Here is a 25352-nt window from a genome sequence, read left to right on the forward strand (position 1 = left end):
GATACCGAGCGCGCGCGAGACCGCGAACGCGTCCGCGCTCGCCGGGCGTCCGGCGCCGGGAATCGCGTGCGCCCCGCGCGCCGCGCCGACGGTCACCGCGACGCCGTCGTCGGCGTCGTCGGGAACGGGGTCGGCGGCGACCCGGACCTGGAACGGCGTGCCGACGGCTCGCAGCGCTCCGGCGAGCAGCCCCGCGGCCGCCAGCGCGTCGCCGTCGTCGGTCGCGACGAGCCGGGCGAACGGCGCGTCTGCGAGGACGTCGGCGAGGGCGTCGGGGGCGGGCGTGGCGGTCGTCGCTTCGGTCATGGGTACGGGTTCGTGTGGTCTGCGTGTCGCGTCGTCTCCGGTTACCTCTCGGTTCGTCGGTGTCGCTGCCCGGCGTCGTTACTCGTCGCCGACCAGCTCGGCGGCGCGCTCGTAGGTGTACGTGAACTCCTCGTCGATCTCGTCGCCGCGGTAGTAGTTCGCGAGGCGGCGGATCTTCGACTCGGTGTTCTGGAGCGCGCGCTTGTTCTGGTGGTCCTGGCCGTTGTCCGCCATGTGCTCGCGGAGGCGAACGGCGCGTTCCATCAGATTGTAGAGGTCCTCGGGGTACTCCGGCTCGGCGTCGTGCTCCTCGAGGATCTCGGTGACCTTCTTGCCGGTCGCCAGCTTCACGTCCGGCACCGGGACGCCCTTGACGCCCTCGTCGCGCAGCTTGAGGCCGATGACGCTGGGGTCGTGGCCCTGCTCCGCCAGTTCGACGACGCGGGATTCGATCGCCTCCGCGTCGACGTCGCTCCACTCCGGGTTCTCGTCCGTCGCCGGCTTGTCCGAACCGGACGAACCGCGACGGCGCGTGTGCATTCGTGCCATTGTCTGAAATTGGAACGGCACAACCACAACGTGACCGCGGCTCCGCGCGGCGCGGCTGTCGGGCGCTCGCGTCGAGCGAGCGGTCGGGGGCCGATCCGCGCGAACGGACCGGCCCGAGCCGCGACGCCGGAGGCGTCGGTGCACTGCTACATTCCCAAGCCGCGGGCGAAGAGGCCCCGGCGAGTCGGATTTGCAGCTGTGCTGTTCCCGTCCGTGACGACGCCGGCGGGGTTCTTAAGCGTGTTCTTGTGGATCGCGGCGTGTCCGGGCGGAAACCGATTCGGGATCCGGCCGCCGGGTGGCCGACCCGAAAAAGGAGGGTTTAGGTGGACCCTCCGTCTCCGAGCGCGTAGGAGAAACGCATGACGGGTCCCCCAGACGACGAGACGCGAAATCGGATCGACGACGAACCGCCCGGTGGCGAACCACCCGCGGACGCACCCGATGACGCGACCGGCGAGCCGGTCCCCGTCGCCGACGGCGGATTCGCCGACGAGTCGGCGTCGACGGACAGCCCCCGGATCAGCTTCTACGGCGGCAAGTGGGCGAGCACGGTGCCGATCGCCTTCTTCATCGCCTGGGCGATCGTCCAGAGCGGGGTCCTCGGCATCGGCGACACGAACGGCCTCGTCATCGGCGCGCTCGTCGGGACCATCCTCGGGATGTTCCTCGTGCGCGGGGACTGGAAGGCGTACGCCGACACCATCTTCGAGGGGATGACTCAGCGCGTCGCCGCGACCGCGATCGTGGCGTGGCTGTGGGCCGGGATGTTCGCCGAGACGCTGCAGGTCGGCGGCTTCGTGGAGGGGCTCATCTTCGCGGCCGACGCGCTGAACGTCGGCGCGACCACCTTCCCCGCGGCCGCGTTCGTCCTCTGCGGCCTGCTCGCGACCGGGATTGGGACGGGGTACGGCGCGACCGTCGCGTTCGTCACCCTCTTCTTCCCGGCCGGGGTCCTCCTCGGCGCGAACCCGGTGCTGCTGTTCGCCGCGATCCTCTCGGGTGCCGTCTTCGGCGACAATCTCGCGCCCGTGAGCGACACGACGATCGTGAGCGCGGTGACCCAGGACGCCGACATCGGCGGCGTCGTCGCCTCGCGGTTCAAGTACGCGATCCTCGCCGCGGTGCCGGCGTTCGCCGCGTACCTGATCATGGGGTCGGTGCTCTCGGGCGCGAGCCTGGAGGGGGCGGCCGCGCTCCGCGAGTCCGCGACGGCGCCCGGACTAGTCCACCTGATCTCGATGGGCGTCGTCATCGCGACGGCGGTCGCGGGCCGCCACATCGTCGAGGCGATCTCGTGGGGGCTGATCGTCGCCGTCGCGTTCAACCTCGCGTTCGGGCTCTCGTCGGTCGCCGACGTCCTCGTGTTCACGACGACCGAGCCGACGCCCGCCGCGGCGCTCCCGTTCGTGCGGGTCGGCGAGACCGCGGGCGTCGGCGGCAGCCTCTACTCGGGCGCGGTCGGCTTCTTCCCGCTCATCGTCCTGACCCTGCTGATCGTGGCGATGGCGCAGATCATGATCCGCGGCGGCGGCTTCGAGGCGATCCTGGAGTTCCTGCTCGACTCGGTCGCGACCACCGTCCGCCGCGCCGAGCTGACGATGGTGCTCGGCACGGCGGCGATCAACGGGATGATCACGATCAACACCGCCGCGGAGATCGCGATCGCCCCGTATATCGCCCGGCTCGGCGAGAAGTTCAACATCAACGGCTACCGGCGCGCGAACATCCTCGACGCCAACACCTCGGCGCTGGGGTACATCTTCCCGTGGGCCGGCGGCGTGCTGGTGGGGTACCAGGTGATGGTCGGCCCCGACGGGCTCGGCGAGCAGTACGGTCCCGAGATGGTCGTCAACCCGATCGAGGTCGTGCCGTACGTGTTCCACGGCTGGTTCCTCGTTATCGTCTTCCTGCTGGCCGCGGTCACCGGCTTCGGGCGGGAGTACATCCCCGACCGGATCTCCGAGGAGGTGTCGCGCGCGTGAGCCGCTTCGAGAAGTTCCTCGCCGGCTGGTCGCTCCGGAGCTCGACCCCCGACTACGAGCCCGGCGACGTGATCGAGGTGATGGTCACCGGTGCGGAGGGAGACGGGGCCGTCGCCCGCATCGGCGACTCGACGCTGCGGATCGACGGCGCGCCCGAGGACGCGCTCGACACTCGCGTCCGGGTCGCGGTCGAGACGTGGGACGAGACGGCCCACCGCGGCACCGGGACCTACAGGGAGACGGTCGGCGAGAGCGCGTTCTGATCGGCTCGCGTCACTCCCTTTTCTCGAATTCGATGGCTGCGAGTCGACGGTGAAGCCCTCCAAAGTCCCAGCCGCTCGGCTATACGTGATCGCTGACTTCGCGGTGACCTTTCCCAAAGCCCCAGGCGCGACGACTCGCGCGGCTTGCTGCGCTCCTCAGTCGCTCGTTTCACTCGCTCCTTGCGGTGCTTACTGCGCCGGGCTTCGTCCTCGCGCCTGCCCCTTTGAATCCCGCCCGTCCGCAACCGCACCGCGCCTCACGCCTCCCCAGCCTCGTCAGTCGTCCTCCGCTTCGCTCCGGACGACTGACTCCCTCGCACGCGCTCCTCGCGCCCGAGGGGCGCTCGGAGGCGCGCGCCACCGCATTGCTTCCATCTCGACCGACGCGAATCGCCGCGGACCGGGGCGCTTTTTAAGTCGACTACCGAAGTACGGAGCGTGCTATCGGTCGAGCTCCACGCGCACTCCGCGCTGTCCTACGACGGGCGCGACCCGGTCGATCTGCTCTTGGAGCAGGCGGCCGCGGTCGGGCTCGACGCGCTCGCCGTCACCGACCACGACGAGATCGACGCCAGCGTCGAGGCGGCCGAGCGGGCCTCCGACTACGGGCTCGTCGGCATCGTCGGCATGGAGGTGACCTGCGCGGCCGGCCACGTGCTCGCGTTCGGCATCGACGAGCGCGTCGAGAGCGGGCTCCCCTTCGACGAGACGCTCGACCGGATCCGCGACCAGGGCGGGATCGCGGTCGTCCCCCACCCCTTCCAGAAGTCCCGCCACGGCGTCGCCGCCCACATCACCGACGAGCAGCTGTCGGGCGCCGACGCCCTCGAAGTGTACAACTCCCGGCTGTTCACGGGCCGCTCGAACCGACAGGCCGAGAAGTTCGCGCTCCGGAACCGGATCCCGATGACCGCCGGCAGCGACGCCCACATCTCGGAGATGGTCGGCCAGGCCGTGACCGAGGTCGGCGCCGACGAGCGCTCGGCCGACGCGATCCTCTCCGCGATCCGCGACGGCCGGACCAGCGTCGTCGGGAAGCGCACCCCGTGGCGCGTCTCGCTCCGCCAGTTCGGCGGCGGCGCCAAGCGCCGCGCGCTCCGCGCGCTCGACGCGCTCCGGTAGCCCGCGATGGCGGACACTCTCTCTTCGGACCTGCGCGGCGCGTCGCCCGAGACCGTTCGCGACGCCCTCCGCGACGGCGACCCCTTCCCCGGCGGGCGCGGCTTCGCCGGGTTGCTCGCGGATCCCCCCGACCGCGAGGGCCCGGTCCTCGTCCGCGACGCGCTCGGCCGCCGGCCGCTGTTCGTCGAGCGGGGCGCGGCGGAGCCGGAATCCGGGGACCGGTCCGCGGCCGGGCGCGATCCGACGGCCCCCGGCGCGTGGAGCTTCGACCGGACCGCCCTCGACGACCCGACGCCGGTTCCGGCCGGGAGCGTCGCGTCGGACGCGGAGACCGAGCGCGTCTGGTCGCTTCCGAGCGAGGAGCCGGCCGATCCGGAGTCCGCGCAGGCGGCGGTCGAGGACGCGCTCGACGCCGCGCTCGACGACCTCGGCGCGGGCGGTTCCGATGCGGCCGGTCCCGAAACGGAAGGCGGCGGAGCCGACCTCGCGGTCGCCTTCTCCGGCGGCGTCGACTCCGGGCTCGTCGCCGCCGGCGCCCCCGACGCGCCCTGTTACGTCGCCGGTTTCGAGGAGTGCCACGACGTCGCGGCGGCGCGCGAGGCGGCCGCGGCGATGGACCGCGACCTGCGCGTCGTCGAGATCACCCACGGGACGCTCCTGCGCGCCGTCCGCGAGGTCGCCGCCGCGACGGGCCGCCGCAACCCGATGGACCTGGCGATCGCGGCGCCGCTGTACCTCGCGGCCGAGGCGGCCGCGGCCGACGGAATCGATCGGCTCGCGGTCGGTCAGGGCGCCGACGAGCTGTTCGGCGGGTACAGCAAGGTCGTCGACCCCGTGGCCGACGACCGGGTCGACGCCGACACCGTGCGGGGCGCCCGGACCGAGACCGTTCGCACGCTCCCCGACCAGCTCGAACGCGACGTCCCCGCGCTCCGCGCGGCCGGGGTCGACCCGGTCGCGCCGCTGCTCGACGACCGGGTCGTCGCCACCGCGCTCGCGCTCCCGGGCGACCTGCTCGCGAGCGACGGGGAGCGGAAGGTCGCGCTCCGGCGGGCGGCGACCGGGCGCGTGCCCGAATCGGTCCGGACGGCCGACAAGAAGGCGGTCCAGTACGGGACGTACGTCTCCCGCGAGCTCGACCGGCTCGCGCGGCGGGCCGGGTTCAAGCGGCGCATGGACGACCACGTCGGGCGGTACCTCGACGACCTGCTGGCGGGCGACTGACTCGCGACGCGGTCGCTCCGCGTTCGACGGAGTTCGACGAAAAACGGCCCGCGAGGGCCGCTGCTGACCAAGCCGCCGTATGGAGTACCAGTCCTACGGCCGACGCCCGATCGTTCGGGCGTCTGGTGACGAATGACGGGGACCGGTATAAAATACGGGGAGTAGTGACAAATATGACTGTCGCGGTCGGCGTATAGCTGACGATCGGGCACTGAAACGGCGGTTTCGAGTCAGATACGCCGGTCTGCGTGTCGGAAGGGAAACGAAACCGCACGCGTATCCGACCCGCGATCGACGCGCGGTCGACCGCGGGCCGACTGCTACGCGCGGTCGACCGCGGGCCGACCGCGACGGGCTCGGTCCCGACCGAGCGCTCACCGGACGAGGTACGGGTCGCTCCCCGCGACGAAGCGCCCGAGGTCGCTCTCGCGACGGAAGTCGGTCGACCGGAGCTCTCGGAGCGCGTCGACGAGCCGGTCGGCGTCGCCCGCCTCCCACTCGGCGGGGTCCCTGATCGGGAGGACGAGCCAGCCGGAGCCGAGGAGCTCCTCGCCGTGGAGCGCCGCCATGTCGACCTCGGTCTTCCACGCCCGCGCCGTGTACTGTTCGAGGACGTGCTCGGTCGCCCTGGCGCCGACCGGGAGGAGGACGTGCGCGGCGATCGCCCTGAGCTCGGCGTCGAAGAACCGCTCCATGTCGTCGTACGACGCCGCGGTCGGCTCCCCGTCGGGCACGCACATGTGGAGGTACGAGAGGTACGTGCGCTCGGTGCGGACCGGCTCCGACTCCGCGTCTCCGCCCGTCCCGTCCGGCGCGACGCCCTCGGCGACTCCCGCGATCAGTCCCCCCTCGGTCAGCGCCGAGAGGAACGCCGGCGACCACGGCTCGCCGGTGAACGGGACGCCCGTCCCGACGCCGCCGTGGGTCCCGGGGTGGTCGCCGACGACGTGGAAGTCGGCGTTGGCGTCGCCGTAGCCCGGGACGAACGACCCGCAGTCCGGCCGCATCCCGAAGGGGTTGCGGGTCCGGTCCGTAACGTTCTGCACGCCACACCGTAGGCGACGCCCAGAATAAATCCCGTTCGGTCCGCGGCCGGACGCCCTCGCCGCCGCTCCGCCGCCGCCCCCGCCACACCGACCGCGAGGGCTCCCTCGGGTCCCCGAGAGCCCCGGATGCGAGGCGCACGAGGCGCGATGGTTACGCGTAACTTACGGAAATGAGCGGGGTTCACACCGCCGTGGATATCCCGATTCCGACGCCCCGCCGGTTATATTTCATAATCGTTAATTTACGACCCGAAACCGCACGACAGCGTCGAGGTTCTCGACGAACGCGCCCCGGAAAGTATTTATATACTCCTCCGTTCCGGTCGTCCGAAGACCCATGTTCGACCGCATCCGCTCGGCGGCCCTCTTCGGGATCCACCAAGCGACCGTCGCGATCGGTATCTCGCTGTTCCCGGTGGCCGTCTTCGCTCGCACGCGCCTCGGAATCAACGTCCCCGTCGGCCGGCTCGTGGAGACCACCGGCGAGGTGTACGAGCGCGTCGAGGAGTAGGCGATCCCCTTCCGATCCGAACCGTTCGTCGCCCCCCCCTAGCGACCGCGCCGCCGGCGACGCGACGGAGGTGTCACGGGGATGCGACGGCGACGCGCGGACCGCGACGGCCCGCGACGAATAGGCCCGTCGGAACCGGCGGGCGGTCCCCGAAGGGTTGCCTTTATCAGCGCGCCGGGCCAACGGAGTCGTAATGCGAACACCGACTGGCGACCTCTCCGAGGGGACGGCCGACGAGCTGGGCCGCGACCAGCCCGTCTTCGGACCCGAGCTCGGCGAGTTCGAACACAGCGAGCGCCGCGCGGCGCAGGCCGACGGCGAGGGCGAGATGAAGACCGGCACGACGACCGTCGGCATCAAGACCGCCGACGGCGTCGTGATGGCGACCGACATGCGCGCCTCGCTCGGCGGCATGGTCTCCTCGAAGGACGTCCAGAAGGTCGAGGAGATCCACCCCCGCGGCGCCCTGACGATCGCCGGCTCCGTCTCCGCCGCCCAGAACCTCATCTCCACGCTGAAGGCCGAGACGAGCCTCTACGAGACCCGCCGCGGCAAGGACATGTCGATGGAGGCGCTGTCGACGCTCACCGGGAACCTCCTCCGGACGGGCGCGTTCTTCATCGTCCAGCCGATCCTCGGCGGCGTCGACGACGACGGCGCCCACATCTACTCCATCGACGCCCTCGGCGGCACCACCGAGGAGGAGTACACCGTCACCGGCTCCGGCTCCCAGTACGCGCTCGGGGTCCTCGAACAGGAGTACCACGACGAGGTCACCGTCGACGAGGCGAAGACCATCGCCGCGAAGGCGATCCAGTCCGCCGTCGAGCGCGACCTCGCGTCCGGCAACGGGATCAACGTCGCCGTCGTCACCGAGGACGGCGTCGACATCACCCGCCACAAGGAGTTCGACGAGCTGCTGTAAGCGGCTCCATCCGCGCCGCCTCGACGACTCGCGTTTCACTTCCTTCCGAACTCGTTCCTTCGAGCCGCGGGTTCTGCGGACTTTCCCGCCCGGGATCCCTTCCGGGTCCGCGCACTCGGGCCGGTCACACCCGACGCCGCCCCGCGTCGCCGGGCGGCGACCGGATCCCGTCGCCCCAGTAGAACCGCGGGCCCAGGAGGAGGTAGCCGCACGCTAAAAAGAGGAGCGCGAACGCGAACCCCTCGCCGATCCACGCCGGGAGGGCGGCGGTGGCCATGTGGCCGGCCGGCGTGAGGATGACGGCGGCCTGCACGACGCCCATCACGAGCGCGTCCTGCGCGTGGAGGTCCGGGTACGTGACCGTCGTCCCCATGAGCACCGCGAACGCGGCGGTCGCCGCGGTCAGGAGCGCGGGGTCGGTGTAGCCGGCGATCACCGCGGCCGCGAGGATCGTCGCCGCCAGCGTGGTCGGCACGCCGACCGTCTCGCGGGCGTCGCTGTCGTACGCCGTGTACAGCCCGAGCCGAGCGACCGCGGCGGCGACGAACAGGGCCGCGACGGCGACGCCGACGCCGACGAGGAGGGGGTCGCTCGCGAGCGAGCCGGCGCCGAGGACGGCGGCCGCCACGAGGGCCGCGGGCGCGACGCCGAACGAGGCCACGTCGGCCAGCGAGTCGAGGTACGGCCCGGCGTCCGTCGACCCGCGGTGCCGGGCGACCACGCCGTCGAGCCCGTCGGCGACCGCGGCGAGCAACACCAGCCGGGCCGCGAGTTCGAGGTCGACCGCGGCCGCGACGACGGCGAGGAAGCCGACGGCCGCGTTCGCCACCGTCACCGCGTCCGCGAGCCCGAGCCGCCCGACGAACCGGAAACGCATACCGGATCGGTCGACGAGGCGGGTTTTAGTGCTTGTTATCTGTCGAGCGGTCGGCCCGCGGGGACGCGAGGTCCCGGTTCGGGGACGCGCGCTCCCGGCTCAGGGCACGTACCAGATCCCCCGGCCGAAGTCGAGCCACTCCCCGACGACGACGTGCGGGAGCGCGATGATGCAGACGAAGATGGTGTAGAAGGCGACCGCCCCCGGGAGCAGCGACCCGCCGGCGAGGGGGTTCGGCGCGACCACCCACAGCGACGTCGCGACCAGCGCGGTCACCAGCGCGCCGACGACGAGCACGCCCCACGCCATCACGACGGAGACGCCCTCGGTCCGGCTCGGTCGCTCCTCCTCGACGACCATGCTCCGGGCGGACTGCCGCAGCGAGTACCACAGCGGGAAGTAGAGCCCGATGGCGATCACGACGGGCACGAAGACGAAGTAGGCGACGAGCAGCAGCGTCTCGAAGGCGTCGAGCAGCCACGAGCGCGTGACGCCCCCGCTCGTCGCGAGCCCCCCGCCGAGGTGGAGGGCGACGCCGAGGCCGTAGACCGCGCCGAGGGCCGTCGTGAACGCCTCGGGCGAGCTCACCGCGGGCCCGGCCAGCGCCCCGTCGAACACGGTCAGCATGTACCCGGTGAACCCGTAGAACGTCTCCGTCCACGCGACGGCCGGGACGATCATCACGGCGCCGCCGCGGACGAGCGCGGCGAGCGCGCGCTGCGGCCGCGAGGCGAGGTGGTCGGTGCCGACGAGCGCGTCCATCACGTGGAGGTCGCCGTGGCCGCCCTTCGCGACCGCCGTGCCGAACGCGAGCGCGAGCGCCGGCAGCGGGGCGACGACGAACAGGCCGACGAAGCCGACGACGAACGCGAGGTACAGCCCCACGTAGCGCGCGCCGAAGGGGAGCCCGCGCCGCCGGAGGTTCGAGAAGTGCTCGTAGCCGCCGTGCGGGAGGTTCAGCGCGACCATCCCGACGAGGTAGACGAGCATCTGCGTCCGCAGTGCGGGCTCGCTTCCGGTCGCGTACACGCCGGCGAACGCGACGGTGAGGACCAGCAGCGCGGCGCGCGAGGCGTCGACGGCGGTCCGTTCCGGTTCTCCGAGGAGTCGGCGACGGGCGCGGCTCACGGCTCGCGTGGACATATCCATATGTACGGGTGCGGGGGTGTTGTGTGCACGCCGAAATTATGGAGTCTTTTAATAACATCTTCCGACGGCCAAGAGTATCAAACCTTAATTCGTCCGCCGACGAAGGGCAAGCCATGCCGGGTTCCCGGGCCCTGTTGGTCCATCCGGAGGAGGGGAGCGATCGCATCACGTCGGCGCTCGGCGCCGCCGGGTTCGACGTGACGACGGTCAACCGCGCCACGTCGGCGATCGCCAAGGTGACCACCGGGGAGTACGACTGCATCGTCAGCGAGTACTCCCTGCCGGGCGACGACGGTCTCGCGCTGGCGGAGGCGATCGAGGAGTCCGACGCGCGGGTTCCGGTCGTGATGTTCTCCGCGGTGGAGGACGACGAGGTCCTCGAGGCCGCCTTCGAGAACGGGGTCGACGAGTTCCTCCACAAGAACGGCTCCGCCTCGATCGACCGGCTCGTGACCGACGTCTCCACGGTCTGCTCCCGAAAGGGGGCGCCGGGCGCCAAGCAGGACGTCTCCGGACACGAACCGAGCGAGGAGGAGGTCAGCCGGGCCGTGCGCGAGGCGCCCGTCGGCGTCAGCCTCAGCGACCCCGAACTCCCGGACTACCCGCTCGTCTACGTCAACGACGCGTGGGAGGAGCACACCGGGTACCCGGCCGACGAGGCACTCGGCCGGAATCCCCGCTTCCTGCAGGGTCCCGGAACGGACCCCGAGACGGTCGACCGGCTCTCGACGGCGATCTCCGAGGAGGAGCAGGTGACCGTCGAGATCCGGAACTACCGCCGGGACGGGACGCCGTTCTGGAACGAGCTGACGGTCGCCCCGGTGTACGGCGCCGACGGCGACTTGGCCCACTACGTCGGGTTCCAGAACGACGTCACCGACCGCAAGCGCGCCGAGCAGCTCGCCGAGGAGCGCGCGGAGAAGCTCGCGACGGAGCGACAGGCCCTCGACCGGGTCCTCGGTCGGGTGAACGGGCTGCTCAGCGAGATCAGCCGGATCCTCGTCGAGAGCCGCGACTCGGAGACCATCGCCGAGCGCGTCTGCGAGGAGATCGCCGACGAGCCGGGGTACATGGGCGGCTGGATCGGCGAGGTGTCGTCGGCCACGGGCCGGCTGGACCTGACCGCGACGTGCGGGATCCCGATCGAGCCGGACGCGTCGTTCGCCCTCGACGAGACCCCCAGCGAGGTCCGGGAGGCGATCGAGACCGAGGAGGTCCACGGGCGGGCGGCCGGGAGCGGCTCGGAGAGCCGGCTCGCGCCGAGCGCGGTCGGCGCCCCCCGCCTCCTCGTCGTCCCGATCACCTACGGTCACCGGCGGTACGGTCTCCTCGGCATCTACAGCAGCGAGGGGAACGCCCTCGACCGGCGCGAGCGCAAGGTGTGCGAGTCGGTCGGGAAGATGATCGCCAACGGCCTCCACTCGGTCGAGACCACCCGGATCCTCACGACCGACCGGGTCGTGGAGCTCGAGGTCGCGATCGGGGACCGCTCGTTCTCGCTCTCGCGCGTCGCCGACGCGGTCGGCGGTCGGATCGAACACCTCGGGACCACGCGCCTCGACGACGACGCCTGCGAGCTGTACCTCAGGGTGACGGACCCCGCGGAGGCCGTGAGCGAGGTCGAGGCGCTCCCGTTCGTGGAGTCCGTCCGACTGGTGTCCGAGACGAACGGCGACGTCACGTTCGCCGTGACCGCGACCGAGTCGCCGCCGCTGACGCGGCTCGCGGAGTTCGGCGGCGTCGTCGTCGAGGCCACCGCGGACGCCACGAGCGCGAACCTGACCATCGAGGCGCCGCCCGAGCAGGACGTGCGCGGGATGCTCGACGTGTTCCGCGCGGAGTACGAGGGCGTCGAGCTCCGCTCCCGCGTCGAGCGGGAGAGCCGCGACCGGAGCCTGACCGAGTTCGCGGCGGCGGTGGACGACCGGCTCACCGACCGCCAGCGGTCGGCGCTGAAGACGGCCGAGCTGAACGGCTACTTCGAGTGGCCCCGGCCGGTCGACGGCTCCGAGATCGCCGAGCGGATGGGGATCACCCGGCAGACGTTCCACCAGCACCTCCGGGCGGCCGAGCGCAAGCTGGTCGAGGCGTACGTGGACCCGCGCTCGCGGAACTGAAGCGACGGCTCGGACGACCCATGTTCACCGCACGCGACTCCGCCGAGATCGACGCCGACGTGGAGGCCGTCTTCGCCTTCCTCGACGACCCGCACAACCACGCCGCCGTCACGCCCCGGCTCGAAGCTGTCAGGGACGTCGAACGACTCCCCAACGGCGGGAAGCGACTGTCGTACACCTACCGGATGGCGGGGCTCGGGATCGACGGGGAGATCGTCCAGACGGTCCACGAGCCGAACGAGCGGATGACCTTCGAGCTCCGCGGTCGGCTGACGGGGACGATCGACCTGACGTTCGAGCCGACGGACGGCGGGACGCGGCTGACCTACGCGGCGGAGTACGACCTCCCCGAGAACGCGCTGACCGCCCTCGGCGAGCCGGTCGTCCGCCGGTTCAACGAGCGGCAGGTGCGGGCGACGCTCGACGCCGTCGCGGAGCGGTTCGAGACGGGTGACGGGGACGGGACGTGAGCGCCGCCGACCCGCGGAACCACCGCCACCGCCCCGCCGCCACGCCGCCGCCGCCCCACCGCCGCCGCGTATCGGCGGCGCAGGCGGCGATTCGGGCGAAGTATTAAGAACGGGATAGCCTAACCTCGGGGCATGGATCCGACTCCCCTCCAGTTCGGCTTCGGCTTCGGTCTGGTGAGCATCGGCCTGCTCTTCCTGCTCTTAGTGGTCATCACGCTCTGGCAGTCGTTCGAGATCGTCGACGCCTACGAGAAGAAGACGCTCACGGTGTTCGGAGAGTACCGGAAGCTGCTCGAACCGGGGATCAACCTGATCCCGCCGTTCGTCTCCCGTACCTACCCGTTCGACATGCGGACGCAGACGCTCGACGTGCCCCGTCAGGAGGCGATCACGCGGGACAACTCGCCGGTGACGGCCGACGCGGTCGTCTACATCAAGGTGATGGACGCGAAGAAGGCGTTCCTCGAAGTGGACGACTACAAGAAGGCCGTCTCGAACCTCGCACAGACCACGCTCCGCGCGGTCCTCGGCGACATGGAGCTCGACGACACGCTGAACAAGCGCCAGGAAATCAACGCGAAGATCCGCAAGGAGCTGGACGAGCCGACGGACGAGTGGGGGATCCGCGTCGAGAGCGTCGAGGTCCGCGAGGTCAATCCCTCAAAGGACGTCCAGCAGGCGATGGAGCAGCAGACCTCCGCCGAGCGCCGCCGCCGCGCGATGATCCTCGAAGCGCAGGGGGAACGCCGCTCCGCGGTCGAGCAGGCGGAGGGCGACAAGCAGTCGAACATCATCCGCGCACAGGGGGAAAAGCAGTCCCAGATCCTCGAGGCGCAGGGGGACGCCATCTCGACGGTGCTGCGCGCGCGCTCCGCCGAGTCGATGGGCGAGCGCGCCATCATCGAGCGCGGCATGGAGACCCTCGAAGAGATCGGGAAAGGCGAGTCCACGACGTTCGTCCTCCCGCAGGAGCTCACGAGTCTGGTGGGGCGCTACGGGAAGGCCCTCTCCGGCTCCGACGTCCAGGAGATGGAGGGGCTCGACGGGAAGGAGTTCGACGACGACACCCGGAAGATGCTCGGGCTCGACGACATCGACGAGATCCTCGGCCAGATCGAGGAGTCGGCCGAGATGGACGTCGAGGAGTTGGAGAAGGAGGCCGAGGCGGTCAAGGCCGGCGGCGCGGGCGCGGATATCAAGTCCGCGGACGAGGTCATCCAGGAGATGGACGAGGAGGAGCCGACCGACGGCGAGGTCGAGCGCGAGACCTAATCGGCCGCGCCTGGGGTCGATAGCCGCTCGGATCCGCCGCGGTCGCCCCGAACGAAGTGCTTTTGTCGAGCCGACGACTAGCGACCTGCGTGACTGACGGCTTCGACGGGCGGAAGCGCGAGACGCTCCGACGGTTCGCCGCGATCGGAGCCGCCGCGCCGTTCGTCGGGACCGCGAGCGCCGACGCCGGGAGCGACGGGGCCGACGCCAACGAGACCCGCGAGGCGATCCGCGGCTACGTGCCGACGACCCCCGGCGCGCACTTCTCGAAGCTCCGCGACGACCTCCGGCTCGGGACCGGCGAGGCGCAGTACCACCTCCGGAAGCTGGAGGAGGCGGGGGAGATCGAGTCGGCGAAGGACGCCGACTACCGCCGGTACTTCCCGGCCGACCGGTTCGACGACCTCGACAAGCGCGCGCTCGGCTACCTCCGCCGCGACACCCCCCGCGGGATGATCCTCGCGCTGCTGCGCGACCCGGGGGCGACCGGGGCCGAACTCGCGGCCGACCTCGGCGTCTCGCGGCCGACGATCAGCGCCGCGGCCGCCGCGCTCGACGACGCCGGGCTGCTCGACCGCAGCGACGGCTACGCCCTGACCGAGCCGGAGCGGCTGCTCACGCTCGCGGTCCGGTACGCCGACTCCTTCGACGCCGACGCCGTCGCGTTCGCCGACGACGCGGCCGAGCTCGTCGCCTACGACCCGTGACCGACGAGCCGTAGCCGACGCCGCCCTCTCGACCCTCTCTCTGCCTACTCCGTGACCATCCACGTCGTCCCGGAGGAGTATCCCCACTTCTCGACGTCGATGTCGGCGGCCGCGTCGGCGACGGCGCCCATGTTCGCGCCGACCTCCTTCGCGGAGAGGTCGAGGTCGTCGGCGATGAGTCGCGACTTGAAGTACGTCCGCTCGCCGGCGTTCTCGCGCAGGTACCGCAAGATGCGCGCCTGTTTCGCGGAGAGGCCGGCGGACTCGACGGCGACCGCGTCCGGGTGGGCAGTGCTCATACCCGACACAGGCGGCGTCCGTTCATAAGCGGGTTGGTAGACCCGATTAACACGCCGCAGTCGGGCGGTTCCTCCCACGAGCGCCGTTCGGGGAGACCTCTCAGCCTCCGATTCCGGTACGAACACCGAACCGCCGGCGCTCCGACTCCGGCCGGCGACCGACGGCTCAGTACGAGTCGGAGACGAACGGCCCGAGCGCCCCCGCCACCGCGGTCGCGAGGGCGTCGGCGCGGTCGACGCGGCCGGCCGTGAGCGCCCCTGCGGCGCCTCCGCGCCGCGCGACGCCCGACGCGTCGAGGACGTCGTCCATCACGGGGCCGAGCTCCTCGCCGCCGTCGATCCGCGCGGCGATGTCGTCGGGCAGCGCGACGCTCGGACCCGCCCCCCGCCCCGTCCGCGACCCGTCCGAGACCGCCGCCCACATGACGAGGAACAGCTCGTCGGCCCCGCCGAACCGCGCGACGCCGCCCTCGATCCCGACGCCGAGGTCGTACGCCCCGGCGTCGAGGACCGCGGCGGCGCGGTTCTCCGCGCCCGCGACCGTCTCCGCGTGGCCCGTCGGCTGCTCGCTCACGCCCGACGGGACGGGGACCGACGCGACCGCGACGGTGGCCGGGTCCCCGGAGAGCTCGTCCGCCAGGTCGCGCCCCCGCGACGATTCGAGGACCCGTTCGACCGCGCGCCGCTTCACCGGGTTGCCGCTGCCGACGCCGACTCGCATACCGGCGGTTGGGCGACGGGGTACGAATAGGCGTCGGGTCGGGCTCGGGGACGGCTCCCGCGCGGCTACGGGTTCGCCCCCGGGAACGCCTCCGGGTGGAACAGCGCGGCCAGCCGCTCCACGCCGTCGATCAGCGCCGGGCTCGGCTGGTTCAGCAGGGAGTCGTCGATCACGTGGACGGGCGCGTCGACGGCCCAGTCGCGCTCCGCGACCGTCGCGGGGTCCACCCGGTCGCCGTGACCGCAGACGTGGACGACGAGGTGGTCGGGGGCGGCGCCCTCGACGCTCGCGAGGTCGACCTCGCGGGAGCGCTCGCCGGGGTCGACGAAGGGGTAACGACCCCCCGCGGCGCGCACGGCGTCGGGCACCCAGTTGCCGGCCGCCATCGGCGGGTCCGACCACTCCTCGCAGTAGACGGTCGGGCGCGGGCGGTCGGCGACCGCCTCGGCGACCCGATCGAGCCGCCCTCGGGACTCCTCGGCGAGCCGGTCGCCCGCCTCGGGACGCCCCACGTCGTCGCCGCGGGCGGCGAACGACGCGACCGCCTCGTCGAGCGTCGCCGGCTCGCGGTGCCGGACGTCGAACCCGCGGTCGCGACACGCGTCGGCGAGGTCGGCCTGGAGGCCGTCGCTCGTGAGGACGACGTCGGGGTCGAGGTCGGCGACGCGGTCGAGGTCGGGGTTCAGCCAGCCGCCGACGCCGACCGGGGACTCCCCGCCGTGCGCCGACCCCGCCTCGGCCGGCGGGTCGCAGTGGTGCGTGACGCCGACGAGCGTCTCGGCGCCGCCGAGCGCGGTCACGGTCGCGGTCGCGCTCGGGGCCAGCGAGACGACGCGGGGAGCGGTCATCGCTTCGGTCTCGGTGCGCCGGCGGCCCAAACGTTTCGGTCGGCGGGCGGTCGTCCGGACCGTCCGGGTCGTCCGGCGGTCGCCCGAGCGACGACCGGGTCGCCTCCCCGGTCCCGTCGCCGCCGAAAACGCGTGATAGATCGTGTCCTTTCGTCGGGTCTCCGGCGACACGTTCCGGTCGTTTTAAGTTCGGTTCCGCCGTCTACTGGGTAAGATCGCTCTCGGACCGTGTTCAGTTACCGAGAGGGGGTTTAGCCATGAGTGAACGACTACACACGCGGGGGAGTCGCTCCCGAACGGAGACGGACGAAGAGGAATCGGAACGCACCGACGAGACGCTGACCTGTCCGGAGTGCGACGGCAACGTCATCACCGACGAGGAGCACGGCGAGACCGTGTGCGCCGACTGCGGGCTCGTCGTCGAGGCGGACTCGGTCGACCGCGGCCCGGAGTGGCGCGCGTTCGACTCCCGCGAGAAGGACGAGAAGAGCCGCGTCGGCGCTCCGACCACGAACACGATGCACGACAAGGGGCTGTCGACCAACATCGACTGGCGCGACAAGGACGCGTACGGCCGGTCGCTCGGCGCGCGCCAGCGGCAGAAGATGCAGCGGCTCCGCAAGTGGAACGAGCGGTTCCGCACCCGCGACTCGAAGGAGCGCAACCTCAAGCAGGCGCTCGGCGAGATCGACCGCATGGCGAGCGCGCAGGGGCTCCCGGACAACGTCCGCGAGACCGCCTCGGTCATCTACCGCCGCGCGCTCGACGAGGACCTCCTGCCCGGCCGCTCGATCGAGGGCGTCTCTACCTCCTGCGTGTACGCCGCCGCGCGGATGGCCGGCGTCCCGCGCAGCCTCGACGAGATCGCCGACGTGTCGCGGGTCGAGAAGGCGGAGATCGCCCGGACGTACCGCTACGTCGTCCGCGAGCTGAAGCTCGAAGTGAAGCCGGCCGACCCCGAGCAGTACGTCCCCCGGTTCGCCTCCGACCTGGAGCTCTCCGAGGAGTCCGAGATGCGCGCGAAGAGCCTCCTGCGCAACGCCAAGGAGAAGGGCGTCCACTCGGGCAAGTCGCCCGTGGGCCTCGCGGCCGCCGCCGTCTACGCCGCCGCGCTGCTCACCAACGAGAAGACGACGCAGGCCGCGGTCTCGGAGGTCGCCGACATCTCCGAGGTCACCATCCGGAACCGGTACCACGAGCTGTTAGAGGCCGAGGACGGCCTCGTCGCCTGAGGACGCGCGCCGCTTTTTCAGGGACCCGCTTCCGCCCGGGGCCACACAGCTAAGTCCCCGGCCCCGGAACGCTCGCGCATGTTCGAGGCGTTCGTCCTGACCGCGAGCACGGCCGACCTCTCCGAGGAGCCCGCGGCCCGCGAGCACGCCGACGCCGTGGAGTTCCGGATGGACCTCGCGGAGTCGCCGCTCGACCAGCTCGCGAGCTACGGCGGCGAGCTCCCGCTGCTCGTCACGAACCGCGCGTCGTGGGAGGGCGGCGAGGCCGAGGGGCTCGGGCGCTACGACGCGCTCTCGGACGCGCTCGGGCGCGACGCGGTGGCCGCGGTCGACGTCGAGCTCGCCGCGCTGCGCGGGACGCACCCGGACCCGGCCGAGGAGTCGCACGCGACCGCGCTCCGCGACGCGGCGCGCGAGGCGGGCGTCGACGTGGTCGCGTCCGTCCACGACTTCGAGTCGACGCCCGAGCCGGCCGCGCTCGTCGATCTGCTCGCCGACGCCGCGAGCGAGGGCGACGTGGGGAAGCTGGCGACGACCGCGACCGCGCCGGCCGACGCGCTCGCGATGATCGAGGCGACCCACGAGGCGACCGAAGCCGGGCACCGCGTCGCGACGATGTGCATGGGCGAACCCGGTCGCCACACCCGCGCCGTCACGCCCCTCTACGGCTCGAAGATCGGGTACGCGCCCGTCGATCCCGCGAACGCGACCGCGCCCGGTCAGTACCCGCTCGCGACGCTCAGGGAGCTCGTCGACGGGCTTCGGGAGGGCGGAGCGGGCGAGTAGTTATTTATAAACGACTAACCGCAGCTACGACGACTATTTGTAGATGAACACGGTGCGGTGGCGCGTGCCTCCGAGTGGCCGCCGAAGGCGGCCGCGAGGCGCACGCGCGAGGGAGTCGCTGGCGCCGACGGCGCCAGCGACGAGGCTGGGGAGGCGTGAGGCGCGGTGCTGTGCGGGTCGGGAGGGATTCAAAGGGGCAGCCGCGAGGCGGGCGCAGGCGACGCAAGCACCACAACGAGGGAGCGAGCAACGTGAGCGACCGAGTGAGGAGCGCAGCGAGCGTGCGCCCGCCTCGCGGCTGGGGCTTTGGAGGTGTTCTCCGCCGATCCCACAGCGGCCATTTATAACTGAGCGGCTGGGGCTTTGGAAGTGTTCCCAGCAACACGATCAAATACGATTTATAAGCCGTTATCAGGACCGCCGACGGGCTCATCGTAAACCACGTACGGAGCCAAACCGCTTTACGACCGCCCCCGTAAGTGACGCCAATGGCGACGTGCGACGCGTGCGGGGAGTACGAGAACCTCCCGTACCAGTGTAAGCGGTGCGGCCAGACGTTCTGCGCCGAACACCGCCTTCCGGAGAACCACGACTGCCCGGGGCTCTCCGAGTGGAACGACCCGGGCGGCGTCTTCGACAGCGGCTTCGACGAGGGCGTCGAGGGCGGACCGGCCGGCGGGACCGGCGACGCCGGCGGCGACGCGGGCGTCGTCGACCGCGTCAAGCGCCGCGTCGACCGCGAGACGAGCACGGGCGGGCTCGTGAGCTACTTCCGCGGGAACGCGACGTACGCGATCCTGCTGGCGATCTGGGTCACGTTCCTCGCGCAGCTGGTCGTCTTCTGGGGCGTGAGCCCCGCGCTCCACGACCAGCTGTTCGTGCTCCGGGCGGACGCGATCGGGCGGGTCTGGACCTGGGTGACCGCCGTCCTGTCCCACTCGCCCGTCGGGATCTACCATATCCTCGGCAACAGCGTCGTCCTGTTCTTCTTCGGCCCGCTCGTCGAGCGCGCCGTGGGGTCGAAGCGCTTCGCCGCGTTCTTCTTCGTGTCGGGGATGGTCGCCGGGCTCGGCCACATCCTGTTCGCGCTCGGGATGGGCGCCACCTCGACCGGCGTGCTGGGTGCCAGCGGCGCCGGATTCGCGATTTTAGGCGTCCTCACCGTCTGGCGACCGAACATGCAGGTCCTCCTCTTCTTCGTGATCCCGATGAAGATCAAGTACCTCACGTGGGGGATCGCCGTCGTCTCGGCGGTCCTCGTCGTCCAGAGCGTCCTGGCCGGCGGGGCCGGCACCGCGGGCAACATCGCCCACCTCGCGCACCTGATCGGCTTCGCGATCGGGCTCGCGTTCGGGAAGCGCAACGAGGGCCTCGCGCGTTCCGCGGGCGGCATGGGCGGGATGAACGTGGGCGGGGCTCGCGGCCCGGGCGGTCCGGGCGGTCCCGGCGGTCCGGGCGGTCCCGGCGGGCGCCGCTGAATGTCCGGCGAGGTCCCCGGCGTCGATCCGGACGCCGTCGCCCGCCCGGAGTTCCTCCCGGACCCGGCGCTCTCCCGGGCCGAGATGGAGTCGCTCCAGCGCGAGCTGGCCGCGACGGCGACGTTCGCGGACGCCCACGCCCTCGACCCGGCCGCGGTCGCGATCGACGAGCCGGCCGACCTGACCGACGGACCGCCGGACGCGCGTCAGGGGTCGCTCCCGGGGACGCACGCGGAGGGGGACGACACGGACGACTGCGACGCCCCCGTCGTCGTCGGCGTCGACCAGGCGTTCCTGACCCCGGACGACGGCGAGGACGAGGCGGTCTCGGCCGCGGTCGCGATCCGCGGCGGCGACGTGATCGAGTGCGCGAGCGCGGTCACGCCCCTCCGGGTCCCCTACGTCCCGGGCCTCCTCGCGTTCCGCGAGGGGGAGCCGATGCTGGCCGCGCTCGACGCCTTGGACGCGGATCCGGACCTCCTGGTATGCGACGGCTCCGGCCGGATCCACTTCCGGGAGGCCGGGATCGCGACCCACGTCGGCGTCCTGCTTGACGTCCCGAGCGTCGGCGTCGCAAAGAACCTGCTGTGCGGCGAGCCGGACGAGCCGACCGACGAGCGGCCGGAGGGGTGGCGGACGCCGGTCCGCGCCGACGGGTCGGTGGAGACGGCGGGGACGCGGTCGACGGCCGACGCCGACGACGCGACCGTCATCGGCCACGCCTTCCAGTCGCGGCAGTACCCGAACAGCCGCCGCGTGAACCCGCTGTACGTGAGCCCCGGCCACCGGGTCTCGGCCGAGACGGCGGTCGGGCTCGTCGACGCGCTGTGCGCACGGTACAAACTGCCCGAGCCCACTCGGCTCGCGGACGCGCACGCCGACGACGCGAAGCGCGGGATCGACCCGAAGCGCGAGCGCGACTGATCCCGGCCGGGCGACTCGGCCCGTCGGTTTATTTACGATGGCCCGCGAACGCGGAGGTATGGGAGACGAAGACACGGACGGACCGATGTCTGCGGAGGAGTTCCGATCGCTGCGCGACGGCCTGGTGCGCCAGAGCTCCGGCGGGGGGACGACGGTGTACAAGAACGCCGCCGGCGTCGGCTGCCCGAACCCGGACTGCGACCGCGGCGTGTTCCAGACGCTGTTCGTCAGCGACCACGGCTGGCAGCAGATCGGCGCGACCCGCGACGGGATCGACCTCTGCCTGTGTAACACCGAGACAAAGCGGCTCGTCTTCATCCACGACGAGTGACGCGAGCGTGAGCGACGCGTTCGGTCCGGTCGCGGCGTTGCGCGACCACCTCGCGGCCACCGAGGAGCGCCCGGTGGAGCGCGAGGCCGGCTGGCGGCTCGGCGAGGCGCAGGCGCTGGCCGCCGAGATCGCCGACGGCGACGTCGACGAGGCGACCGTCGTCAGGCGGGCCGCGGAGATCCGGACGCTGCTCGCGGAGGTCGACGACACCGGCGACCCGGAGGCCGACGACCGCGTCGACGCCGCGCGGGAGCTCGCGACTCGGATCGCGAACCGGTCGGACGGCGGGTGACCGACGGCGGTCTCGACGACCGCCGTATCAGTCGTCCGCCGTCGACTCCCCGTCCGCGTCAGCCGTCGACTCTCCGCCCGCGTCCGCCGCGCACCGGTTCGGTCCCAGCTCCAACTCGACCGCCGCGGTCTCGTCCGGCGGCGACTCGACGCCGCGGTTCGCCGCGATGACCGACTCGTAGTTCGGCGGCTTCTCCGGGAGCGTCGCCGTGACCCGCTCCACGAACGCCTCGCGGTCGAGCCCGAGCACGCCGAGTCCACGGCGCGCCGCTCCCACGGTCGTCGCCACCGGCTCGCCGGGCACGACGTCGCCGGTCGTCCCGTCGTTCGCGACCGCGAAGTGGCCGGGACAGACGACGACCTCGTCGGGCTGCGCCAGCAGCGTCCCGTGGAGCGAGTCGTAGAGGCGCTCGGCGCCGGTCGCAGCGCCGGCGGACTCGCCCCCTCCGTCGCCGCCCGCCGCGAACTGCAACTCGGTCCGTCCGACGCTGTCGGTGAACAGCGTGTCCCCGGCGAGGACCGCCGACCGCCCGATCAGGTAGCTCGCCGCGTCGTCGGTGTGCCCGGGGGTCGCGAGCGCCTTCACGTCGACGCCGCCGACGTCGAGCGTCTCGTTGCGCGCGAGCGGTTCGAAGTCGTACGCCACGCCGCGCTCGGCGGCGGCCGCCGGGAGGTAGTACGGCACGCCGAGCTCGTCGGCGAGGTCTCGGCCACCGGAGAGGTGGTCGGCGTGGACGTGGGTGTCGAGGACCGCCGCGATCGACGCGTCGCGCTCGGCGGCCGCCGCCCGCCACTCGTCGCCGTGACGCGAGACGTCGATAGCGACGGCGACGCGGTCGGAGCCGTCGGAACCAGCGACGGCGACGCGGTCGGAGCCGTCGGGCTCGGCTCCCCCTTCGGACGGCCGTCCGCCAACCACGAGGTACCCGAGACACCCCTTCGCGCGCCGCTGGATCTGGACGACGTCGAGGGGGTCGTCTCCGGCGTCGGGGAGGGGGACCGCGGTCCGGTCGTAGACGCCCGACCAGCCGCGCATCCCGTCCGCGACGACCGTCACGTCGTCGTAGCCCGCGGCCTCGAGCTCCTCGGCGAGATCGAGCGACGCCTTCCCCTTCGCGCAGGTCGTGACGATCGCGTCGTCGGGACCGAGCCCGGTCTCGGCCTCGAAGTCGTCGACGTCGAAGTCGCGGAACGGCTTGTGGAAGTAGTGAACCGAGTCGGCGATCCGCCAGCCCTCGTAGCTCTCGCGGGGGCGGGTGTCGACGACGGCGAACGAGCGCTCGCCGCGCCGGCGCTCGTCGATCCGGTCGCGGAACGCGTCGGCGTCGATGACGGTCGGCATGGTCGACGTTCTGCGCCGAACGGCAAAACGCTGTCCGGTGGGGGGTCGGGCCGCGGCGACGGCCCTCGACGCGCCCGCGACGGCCCTCGACGCGCCCGCGACGGCCGTTCCCGGCGCGCCCGCGATGGACAGGCTTTAGCCGACCGCCCGGACAGGTGTGCGCATGGTCGAGGCGTTCGCGGTCGCCAGCGGGAAGGGCGGCACGGGCAAGACGACGAGCACGCTCGCGCTCGGATTGGCGTTGGCCGACGAGCACGACGTCACCGTCGTCGACGCCGACACGGGGATGGCGAACCTCCTCTTTCACGCCGGGCTCGACGACGCGGCGGTCACCCTCCACGACCTGCTCGTCGAGGGGACCGCGACCGACGTCGCCGAGGCGACGTACGACCGCTTCGGGCTCTCGGTGGTCCCCTGCGGCACGTCGCTCGCGGGCTTCGAGGCCGCGGAGCCGACCCGCCTCCGCGACGTGGTCGCCGAGCTCGCGGCCGACACCGACGTGCTCCTGCTCGACTCGCCGGCCGCGCTCGGCTCGAAGTCGGCGGTCCTGCCGGTCGTCCTCGCGGACCGCGTCGCCGTCGTCGTCGAGCCGACGATCCCCGCGCTCTCGGACGGGCTGAAGGTCCAGGAGTACGCCCGCTCGTACGGCACCGAGACCGCGGGGGTCCTGTTCAACAAGGTCCGCGACGACGCCGCCGACGTCGCCGAGCGGGCCGAGCGCCACTTCGGCGGACCGGTGCTCGCCCGCGTCCCCGACAGCGACGCGGTCAGGGACGCGCGCCGCGCCGGCGAGCCCCTCCTCGCGTACGCGCCGGAGAGCGACGCGGCGGCCCGCTACCGGCGGGCGGCGGCCCGGCTCGACGTGCGCGACGGCGACGGCGACGCGGTCGCCGACCGCTTCCGCAGCGCGGTCGTGCCGGACACGCCATGACGGATCCCGGGGACGGAACCGGGGGACCGAGGGAGCCGCGGACCGACGGGACGGAGTCGACCGAGGCCCCCGAGCTCCGGATCCCCCGCGGCGCCCTCCTCCGGTCGCGGGTCGTCTCCGACGTGGCCACGACGCTCTCGCGGGCGCTCGACCGCGAGCTGACCGGCTACGCGACGCTCGTTCCGCAGGAGACGCTCCTGCTGGAGGGCGACGCGCGCGGCGTCCTCACGTTCGCCGACGGGGTCCCCGTGCTCGCGTACAACACGGTGACCGACAGCGGGGGCCCCGACGCCCTCGCGGAGCTCGCGGTGCCCGGCCCCTACCGCGCCGAGCTGTACGCGGTCGACGACGACGGGCTCGACGCGGCCCACGAGGCGGACGCGCTCCGCGTCGCGCCCGGCGCGGCGGCGACGGAGCTCGCCGACGACCCGGCCCTCGCCGACCGCACCCGCGAGGCGGCGCCCGACGGGCGACTGGCCGACCCGGAGGCGGACGACGCCGACGCCGTCGCGGCGTTCCTCGACGACGACGACCGGATCGAGGCGATCCGCGAGCGGGCCCGCGAGGAGGCGGCCGAGCGCGCCGACGAGTGGGGGCTCGACGCCGCGCTCGCGGACGGTCCCGATCCCGGCGGTCCCGGTGACGACGGTCCCGACGGCGACGACGACGGTCCCGACGGCGACGACGGCGGCGGAGTCGGCGCCGACCGCGGCCCGGAACGGTGAGCGTTTTGTCGGCGGCGAGCGTACGGACGGCATCACGGTCCTCCGACTCCTCCGACTGACCGCGCCCGCGGACTTCGCCGACTGGTACGCGGCGAGCCGCGCGTACACCCGACGCGTCGCCGAGGGCATGGACTTCGCCGGCGCCGACGCGATCGACGGCGCGCGGGCCGCCGACCGCCTCCGGACCGACCACGCCGCGCTGTCGCCGGCCGAGGCGCGGTCCGTCGCGGCGACCCTGCTCGCCGACGGCGCCTTCTCCGAGCCCTACTGCGAGTGGCTGCCGGCGTGGTACGAGCTCGCGCTGATCGCGCCGGTGCGGTACGCCGACCGTCGCCTCCGTCGCGTCGCCGCGGCGGTCGCCGGGGCGGCCGGCGTGACGGTCACGGCGCCCCGGTTCTCCCGACCGCGCGACGTGACGATCGACGGGCGGCCGGCGCTCGCCCGGGTCTCTGGGTTCCGGGACCGCTTCCTGCTGGCCGACGCGCTGTTACACCTGGAGTGGTTCGTCCACGCCGCCGCGGCCGACGGGATCGAGGTCCCGTCCGCCCTCGTCGCGCGAACCCGGCGGGAGTCGCTGTCGTACTACGGTGGCGATCGGGAGTCGCTCTCGCCGGCGGTCCGCCGGTTCCAGCGGCTCCTGTTCGCCGACGACGCGTGGGTCCGCCGGGTGAACGACCGCTACGACCTGCACAGTCGGCTGTTCGCCCTCTGGGAGGACATCCTCCGCGACGAGCGCGAGCGGCTCGCCGGCGAGTGACCGTCGACCCGAGCTGTTACAGGACTCGTAACACGTTACGGAAACCGATTCAGCTGTCCGAGGATAAGTATAGGACGGGAAGACGCGTACCGACCGATACGGACCGACCGCCGGTTCGTGGCTCCCGACCGCTTCGGCCCTCTCCACGTTCGACCGACCCGGCG

The 25352-nt window shown here is 72.3% G+C and carries 27 protein-coding genes and 1 pseudogene; 19 read left to right on the forward strand and 9 right to left on the reverse strand.

What is annotated here, in order from left to right; translation table 11 throughout:
* Window positions 1–306, reverse strand: a pseudogene (locus ACFQMF_RS04475) (exonuclease RecJ); the annotation flags it as partial.
* A 78-nt stretch (window positions 307–384) separates the two neighbouring features.
* Entirely contained in the window at window positions 385–855 is a 471-nt protein-coding gene (locus ACFQMF_RS04480; RefSeq protein WP_256408751.1) for a 30S ribosomal protein S15, read from the reverse strand.
* 362 nt (window positions 856–1217) lie between these two features.
* Between ACFQMF_RS04480 and ACFQMF_RS04485 the strand changes: the two genes are divergently transcribed.
* From ACFQMF_RS04485 to ACFQMF_RS04500, 4 genes are all read left to right on the forward strand, one after another.
* Complete coding sequence (locus tag ACFQMF_RS04485) at window positions 1218–2840, forward strand: Na+/H+ antiporter NhaC family protein (RefSeq protein ID WP_256408750.1); 1623 nt, start codon at window positions 1218–1220, stop codon at window positions 2838–2840.
* A complete protein-coding gene (locus ACFQMF_RS04490) occupies window positions 2837–3103 on the forward strand; it encodes a DUF7513 family protein (RefSeq protein WP_256408749.1) in 267 nt (88 codons plus the stop codon). The genes ACFQMF_RS04485 and ACFQMF_RS04490 overlap by 4 nt, the downstream gene beginning before the upstream one ends.
* 438 nt (window positions 3104–3541) lie before the next feature.
* Entirely contained in the window at window positions 3542–4225 is a 684-nt protein-coding gene (locus tag ACFQMF_RS04495; RefSeq protein ID WP_256408748.1) for a PHP domain-containing protein, read from the forward strand.
* Window positions 4226–4231: 6 nt separating this feature from the next.
* On the forward strand, window positions 4232–5449 hold the full coding sequence (locus ACFQMF_RS04500) for an asparagine synthase C-terminal domain-containing protein (RefSeq protein WP_256408747.1): 1218 nt from the start codon (window positions 4232–4234) through the stop codon (window positions 5447–5449).
* 374 nt (window positions 5450–5823) lie between these two features.
* Here ACFQMF_RS04500 and ACFQMF_RS04505 read toward each other — a convergent pair whose 3' ends face one another.
* On the reverse strand, window positions 5824–6495 hold the full coding sequence (locus tag ACFQMF_RS04505) for a uracil-DNA glycosylase family protein (RefSeq protein WP_256408746.1): 672 nt from the start codon (window positions 6493–6495) through the stop codon (window positions 5824–5826).
* Between the two features lie 337 nt (window positions 6496–6832).
* Here ACFQMF_RS04505 and ACFQMF_RS04510 point away from each other — a divergent pair, with 337 nt between their 5' ends.
* Window positions 6833–7006, forward strand: a complete 174-nt coding sequence (locus ACFQMF_RS04510; RefSeq protein ID WP_256408745.1) for a hypothetical protein — start codon at window positions 6833–6835, stop codon at window positions 7004–7006.
* Window positions 7007–7199: 193 nt separating this feature from the next.
* Window positions 7200–7931, forward strand: coding sequence for an archaeal proteasome endopeptidase complex subunit beta (gene psmB, locus ACFQMF_RS04515; protein WP_256408743.1), 732 nt, complete (start codon window positions 7200–7202; stop codon window positions 7929–7931).
* A 124-nt stretch (window positions 7932–8055) separates the two neighbouring features.
* Here the strand turns inward: psmB and ACFQMF_RS04520 are convergent, their stop codons facing one another.
* The gene (locus ACFQMF_RS04520; protein ID WP_256408742.1) at window positions 8056–8808 is read right to left on the reverse strand and encodes a protein sorting system archaetidylserine synthase; all 753 of its coding nucleotides are present in this window, start codon (window positions 8806–8808) and stop codon (window positions 8056–8058) included.
* A gap of 99 nt (window positions 8809–8907) precedes the next feature.
* Entirely contained in the window at window positions 8908–9951 is a 1044-nt protein-coding gene (locus tag ACFQMF_RS04525; RefSeq protein ID WP_256408741.1) for a Brp/Blh family beta-carotene 15,15'-dioxygenase, read from the reverse strand.
* 119 nt (window positions 9952–10070) lie between these two features.
* Between ACFQMF_RS04525 and ACFQMF_RS04530 the strand changes: the two genes are divergently transcribed.
* The 4 genes from ACFQMF_RS04530 (at window position 10071) to ACFQMF_RS04545 (ending at window position 14523) form a co-directional block, all read left to right on the forward strand.
* Complete coding sequence (locus ACFQMF_RS04530; protein ID WP_256408740.1) at window positions 10071–12074, forward strand: bacterio-opsin activator domain-containing protein; 2004 nt, start codon at window positions 10071–10073, stop codon at window positions 12072–12074.
* A 20-nt stretch (window positions 12075–12094) separates the two neighbouring features.
* Window positions 12095–12544 (forward strand): SRPBCC family protein, encoded by a 450-nt coding sequence (locus ACFQMF_RS04535; RefSeq protein WP_256408739.1) that lies wholly within the window; start codon window positions 12095–12097, stop codon window positions 12542–12544.
* 132 nt (window positions 12545–12676) lie between these two features.
* The gene (locus ACFQMF_RS04540) at window positions 12677–13816 is read left to right on the forward strand and encodes an SPFH domain-containing protein (protein ID WP_256408738.1); all 1140 of its coding nucleotides are present in this window, start codon (window positions 12677–12679) and stop codon (window positions 13814–13816) included.
* 89 nt (window positions 13817–13905) lie between these two features.
* The gene (locus ACFQMF_RS04545) at window positions 13906–14523 is read left to right on the forward strand and encodes a winged helix-turn-helix transcriptional regulator (protein ID WP_256408737.1); all 618 of its coding nucleotides are present in this window, start codon (window positions 13906–13908) and stop codon (window positions 14521–14523) included.
* A 44-nt stretch (window positions 14524–14567) separates the two neighbouring features.
* Here the strand turns inward: ACFQMF_RS04545 and ACFQMF_RS04550 are convergent, their stop codons facing one another.
* From ACFQMF_RS04550 to ACFQMF_RS04560, 3 genes are all read right to left on the reverse strand, one after another.
* Window positions 14568–14822 carry a DUF7123 family protein gene (locus tag ACFQMF_RS04550; protein WP_256408736.1) on the reverse strand — a complete coding sequence of 85 codons (255 nt, stop codon included), beginning with the start codon at window positions 14820–14822 and terminating at the stop codon, window positions 14568–14570.
* 166 nt (window positions 14823–14988) lie between these two features.
* Window positions 14989–15543, reverse strand: a complete 555-nt coding sequence (locus ACFQMF_RS04555; RefSeq protein WP_256408735.1) for a DUF84 family protein — start codon at window positions 15541–15543, stop codon at window positions 14989–14991.
* Between the two features lie 65 nt (window positions 15544–15608).
* On the reverse strand, window positions 15609–16391 hold the full coding sequence (locus ACFQMF_RS04560; protein ID WP_256408734.1) for a cobalamin-binding protein: 783 nt from the start codon (window positions 16389–16391) through the stop codon (window positions 15609–15611).
* A gap of 257 nt (window positions 16392–16648) precedes the next feature.
* On the opposite strand from ACFQMF_RS04560, the gene ACFQMF_RS04565 reads away from it, so the two are divergent.
* The 6 genes from ACFQMF_RS04565 (at window position 16649) to ACFQMF_RS04590 (ending at window position 21434) form a co-directional block, all read left to right on the forward strand.
* Window positions 16649–17623, forward strand: a complete 975-nt coding sequence (locus ACFQMF_RS04565) for a transcription initiation factor IIB (protein WP_092562164.1) — start codon at window positions 16649–16651, stop codon at window positions 17621–17623.
* Between the two features lie 78 nt (window positions 17624–17701).
* Window positions 17702–18409: a type I 3-dehydroquinate dehydratase gene (locus ACFQMF_RS04570; RefSeq protein ID WP_256408733.1), complete on the forward strand. Its 708-nt coding sequence runs from the start codon at window positions 17702–17704 to the stop codon at window positions 18407–18409.
* Window positions 18410–18897: 488 nt separating this feature from the next.
* The gene (locus tag ACFQMF_RS04575; RefSeq protein ID WP_256408732.1) at window positions 18898–19887 is read left to right on the forward strand and encodes a rhomboid family intramembrane serine protease; all 990 of its coding nucleotides are present in this window, start codon (window positions 18898–18900) and stop codon (window positions 19885–19887) included.
* Entirely contained in the window at window positions 19888–20811 is a 924-nt protein-coding gene (locus tag ACFQMF_RS04580; protein WP_256408731.1) for an endonuclease V, read from the forward strand.
* Between the two features lie 58 nt (window positions 20812–20869).
* On the forward strand, window positions 20870–21142 hold the full coding sequence (locus ACFQMF_RS04585; protein ID WP_049906210.1) for a DUF7385 family protein: 273 nt from the start codon (window positions 20870–20872) through the stop codon (window positions 21140–21142).
* Window positions 21143–21149: 7 nt separating this feature from the next.
* Entirely contained in the window at window positions 21150–21434 is a 285-nt protein-coding gene (locus ACFQMF_RS04590; protein ID WP_256408730.1) for a hypothetical protein, read from the forward strand.
* 27 nt (window positions 21435–21461) lie between these two features.
* On the opposite strand, the gene ACFQMF_RS04595 is transcribed toward ACFQMF_RS04590, so the two are convergent.
* Window positions 21462–22775, reverse strand: coding sequence for an MBL fold metallo-hydrolase (locus ACFQMF_RS04595; protein WP_256408729.1), 1314 nt, complete (start codon window positions 22773–22775; stop codon window positions 21462–21464).
* 163 nt (window positions 22776–22938) lie between these two features.
* On the opposite strand from ACFQMF_RS04595, the gene ACFQMF_RS04600 reads away from it, so the two are divergent.
* Genes ACFQMF_RS04600 through ACFQMF_RS04610 form a run of 3 tightly spaced genes read left to right on the forward strand, consistent with a single transcriptional unit; the run spans window position 22939 to window position 25188 of the window.
* Window positions 22939–23706 carry a nucleotide-binding protein gene (locus tag ACFQMF_RS04600; RefSeq protein ID WP_256408728.1) on the forward strand — a complete coding sequence of 256 codons (768 nt, stop codon included), beginning with the start codon at window positions 22939–22941 and terminating at the stop codon, window positions 23704–23706.
* The gene (locus ACFQMF_RS04605) at window positions 23703–24431 is read left to right on the forward strand and encodes a DUF8054 family protein (protein WP_256408727.1); all 729 of its coding nucleotides are present in this window, start codon (window positions 23703–23705) and stop codon (window positions 24429–24431) included. The genes ACFQMF_RS04600 and ACFQMF_RS04605 overlap by 4 nt, the downstream gene beginning before the upstream one ends.
* Before the next feature lie 31 nt (window positions 24432–24462).
* Entirely contained in the window at window positions 24463–25188 is a 726-nt protein-coding gene (locus ACFQMF_RS04610; RefSeq protein ID WP_465261786.1) for a DUF8116 family protein, read from the forward strand.
* Window positions 25189–25352 lie beyond the last annotated feature (164 nt).

It is taken from the genome of Halorubrum rutilum (assembly GCF_042665015.1).
Lineage (GTDB): Archaea > Halobacteriota > Halobacteria > Halobacteriales > Haloferacaceae > Halorubrum > Halorubrum rutilum.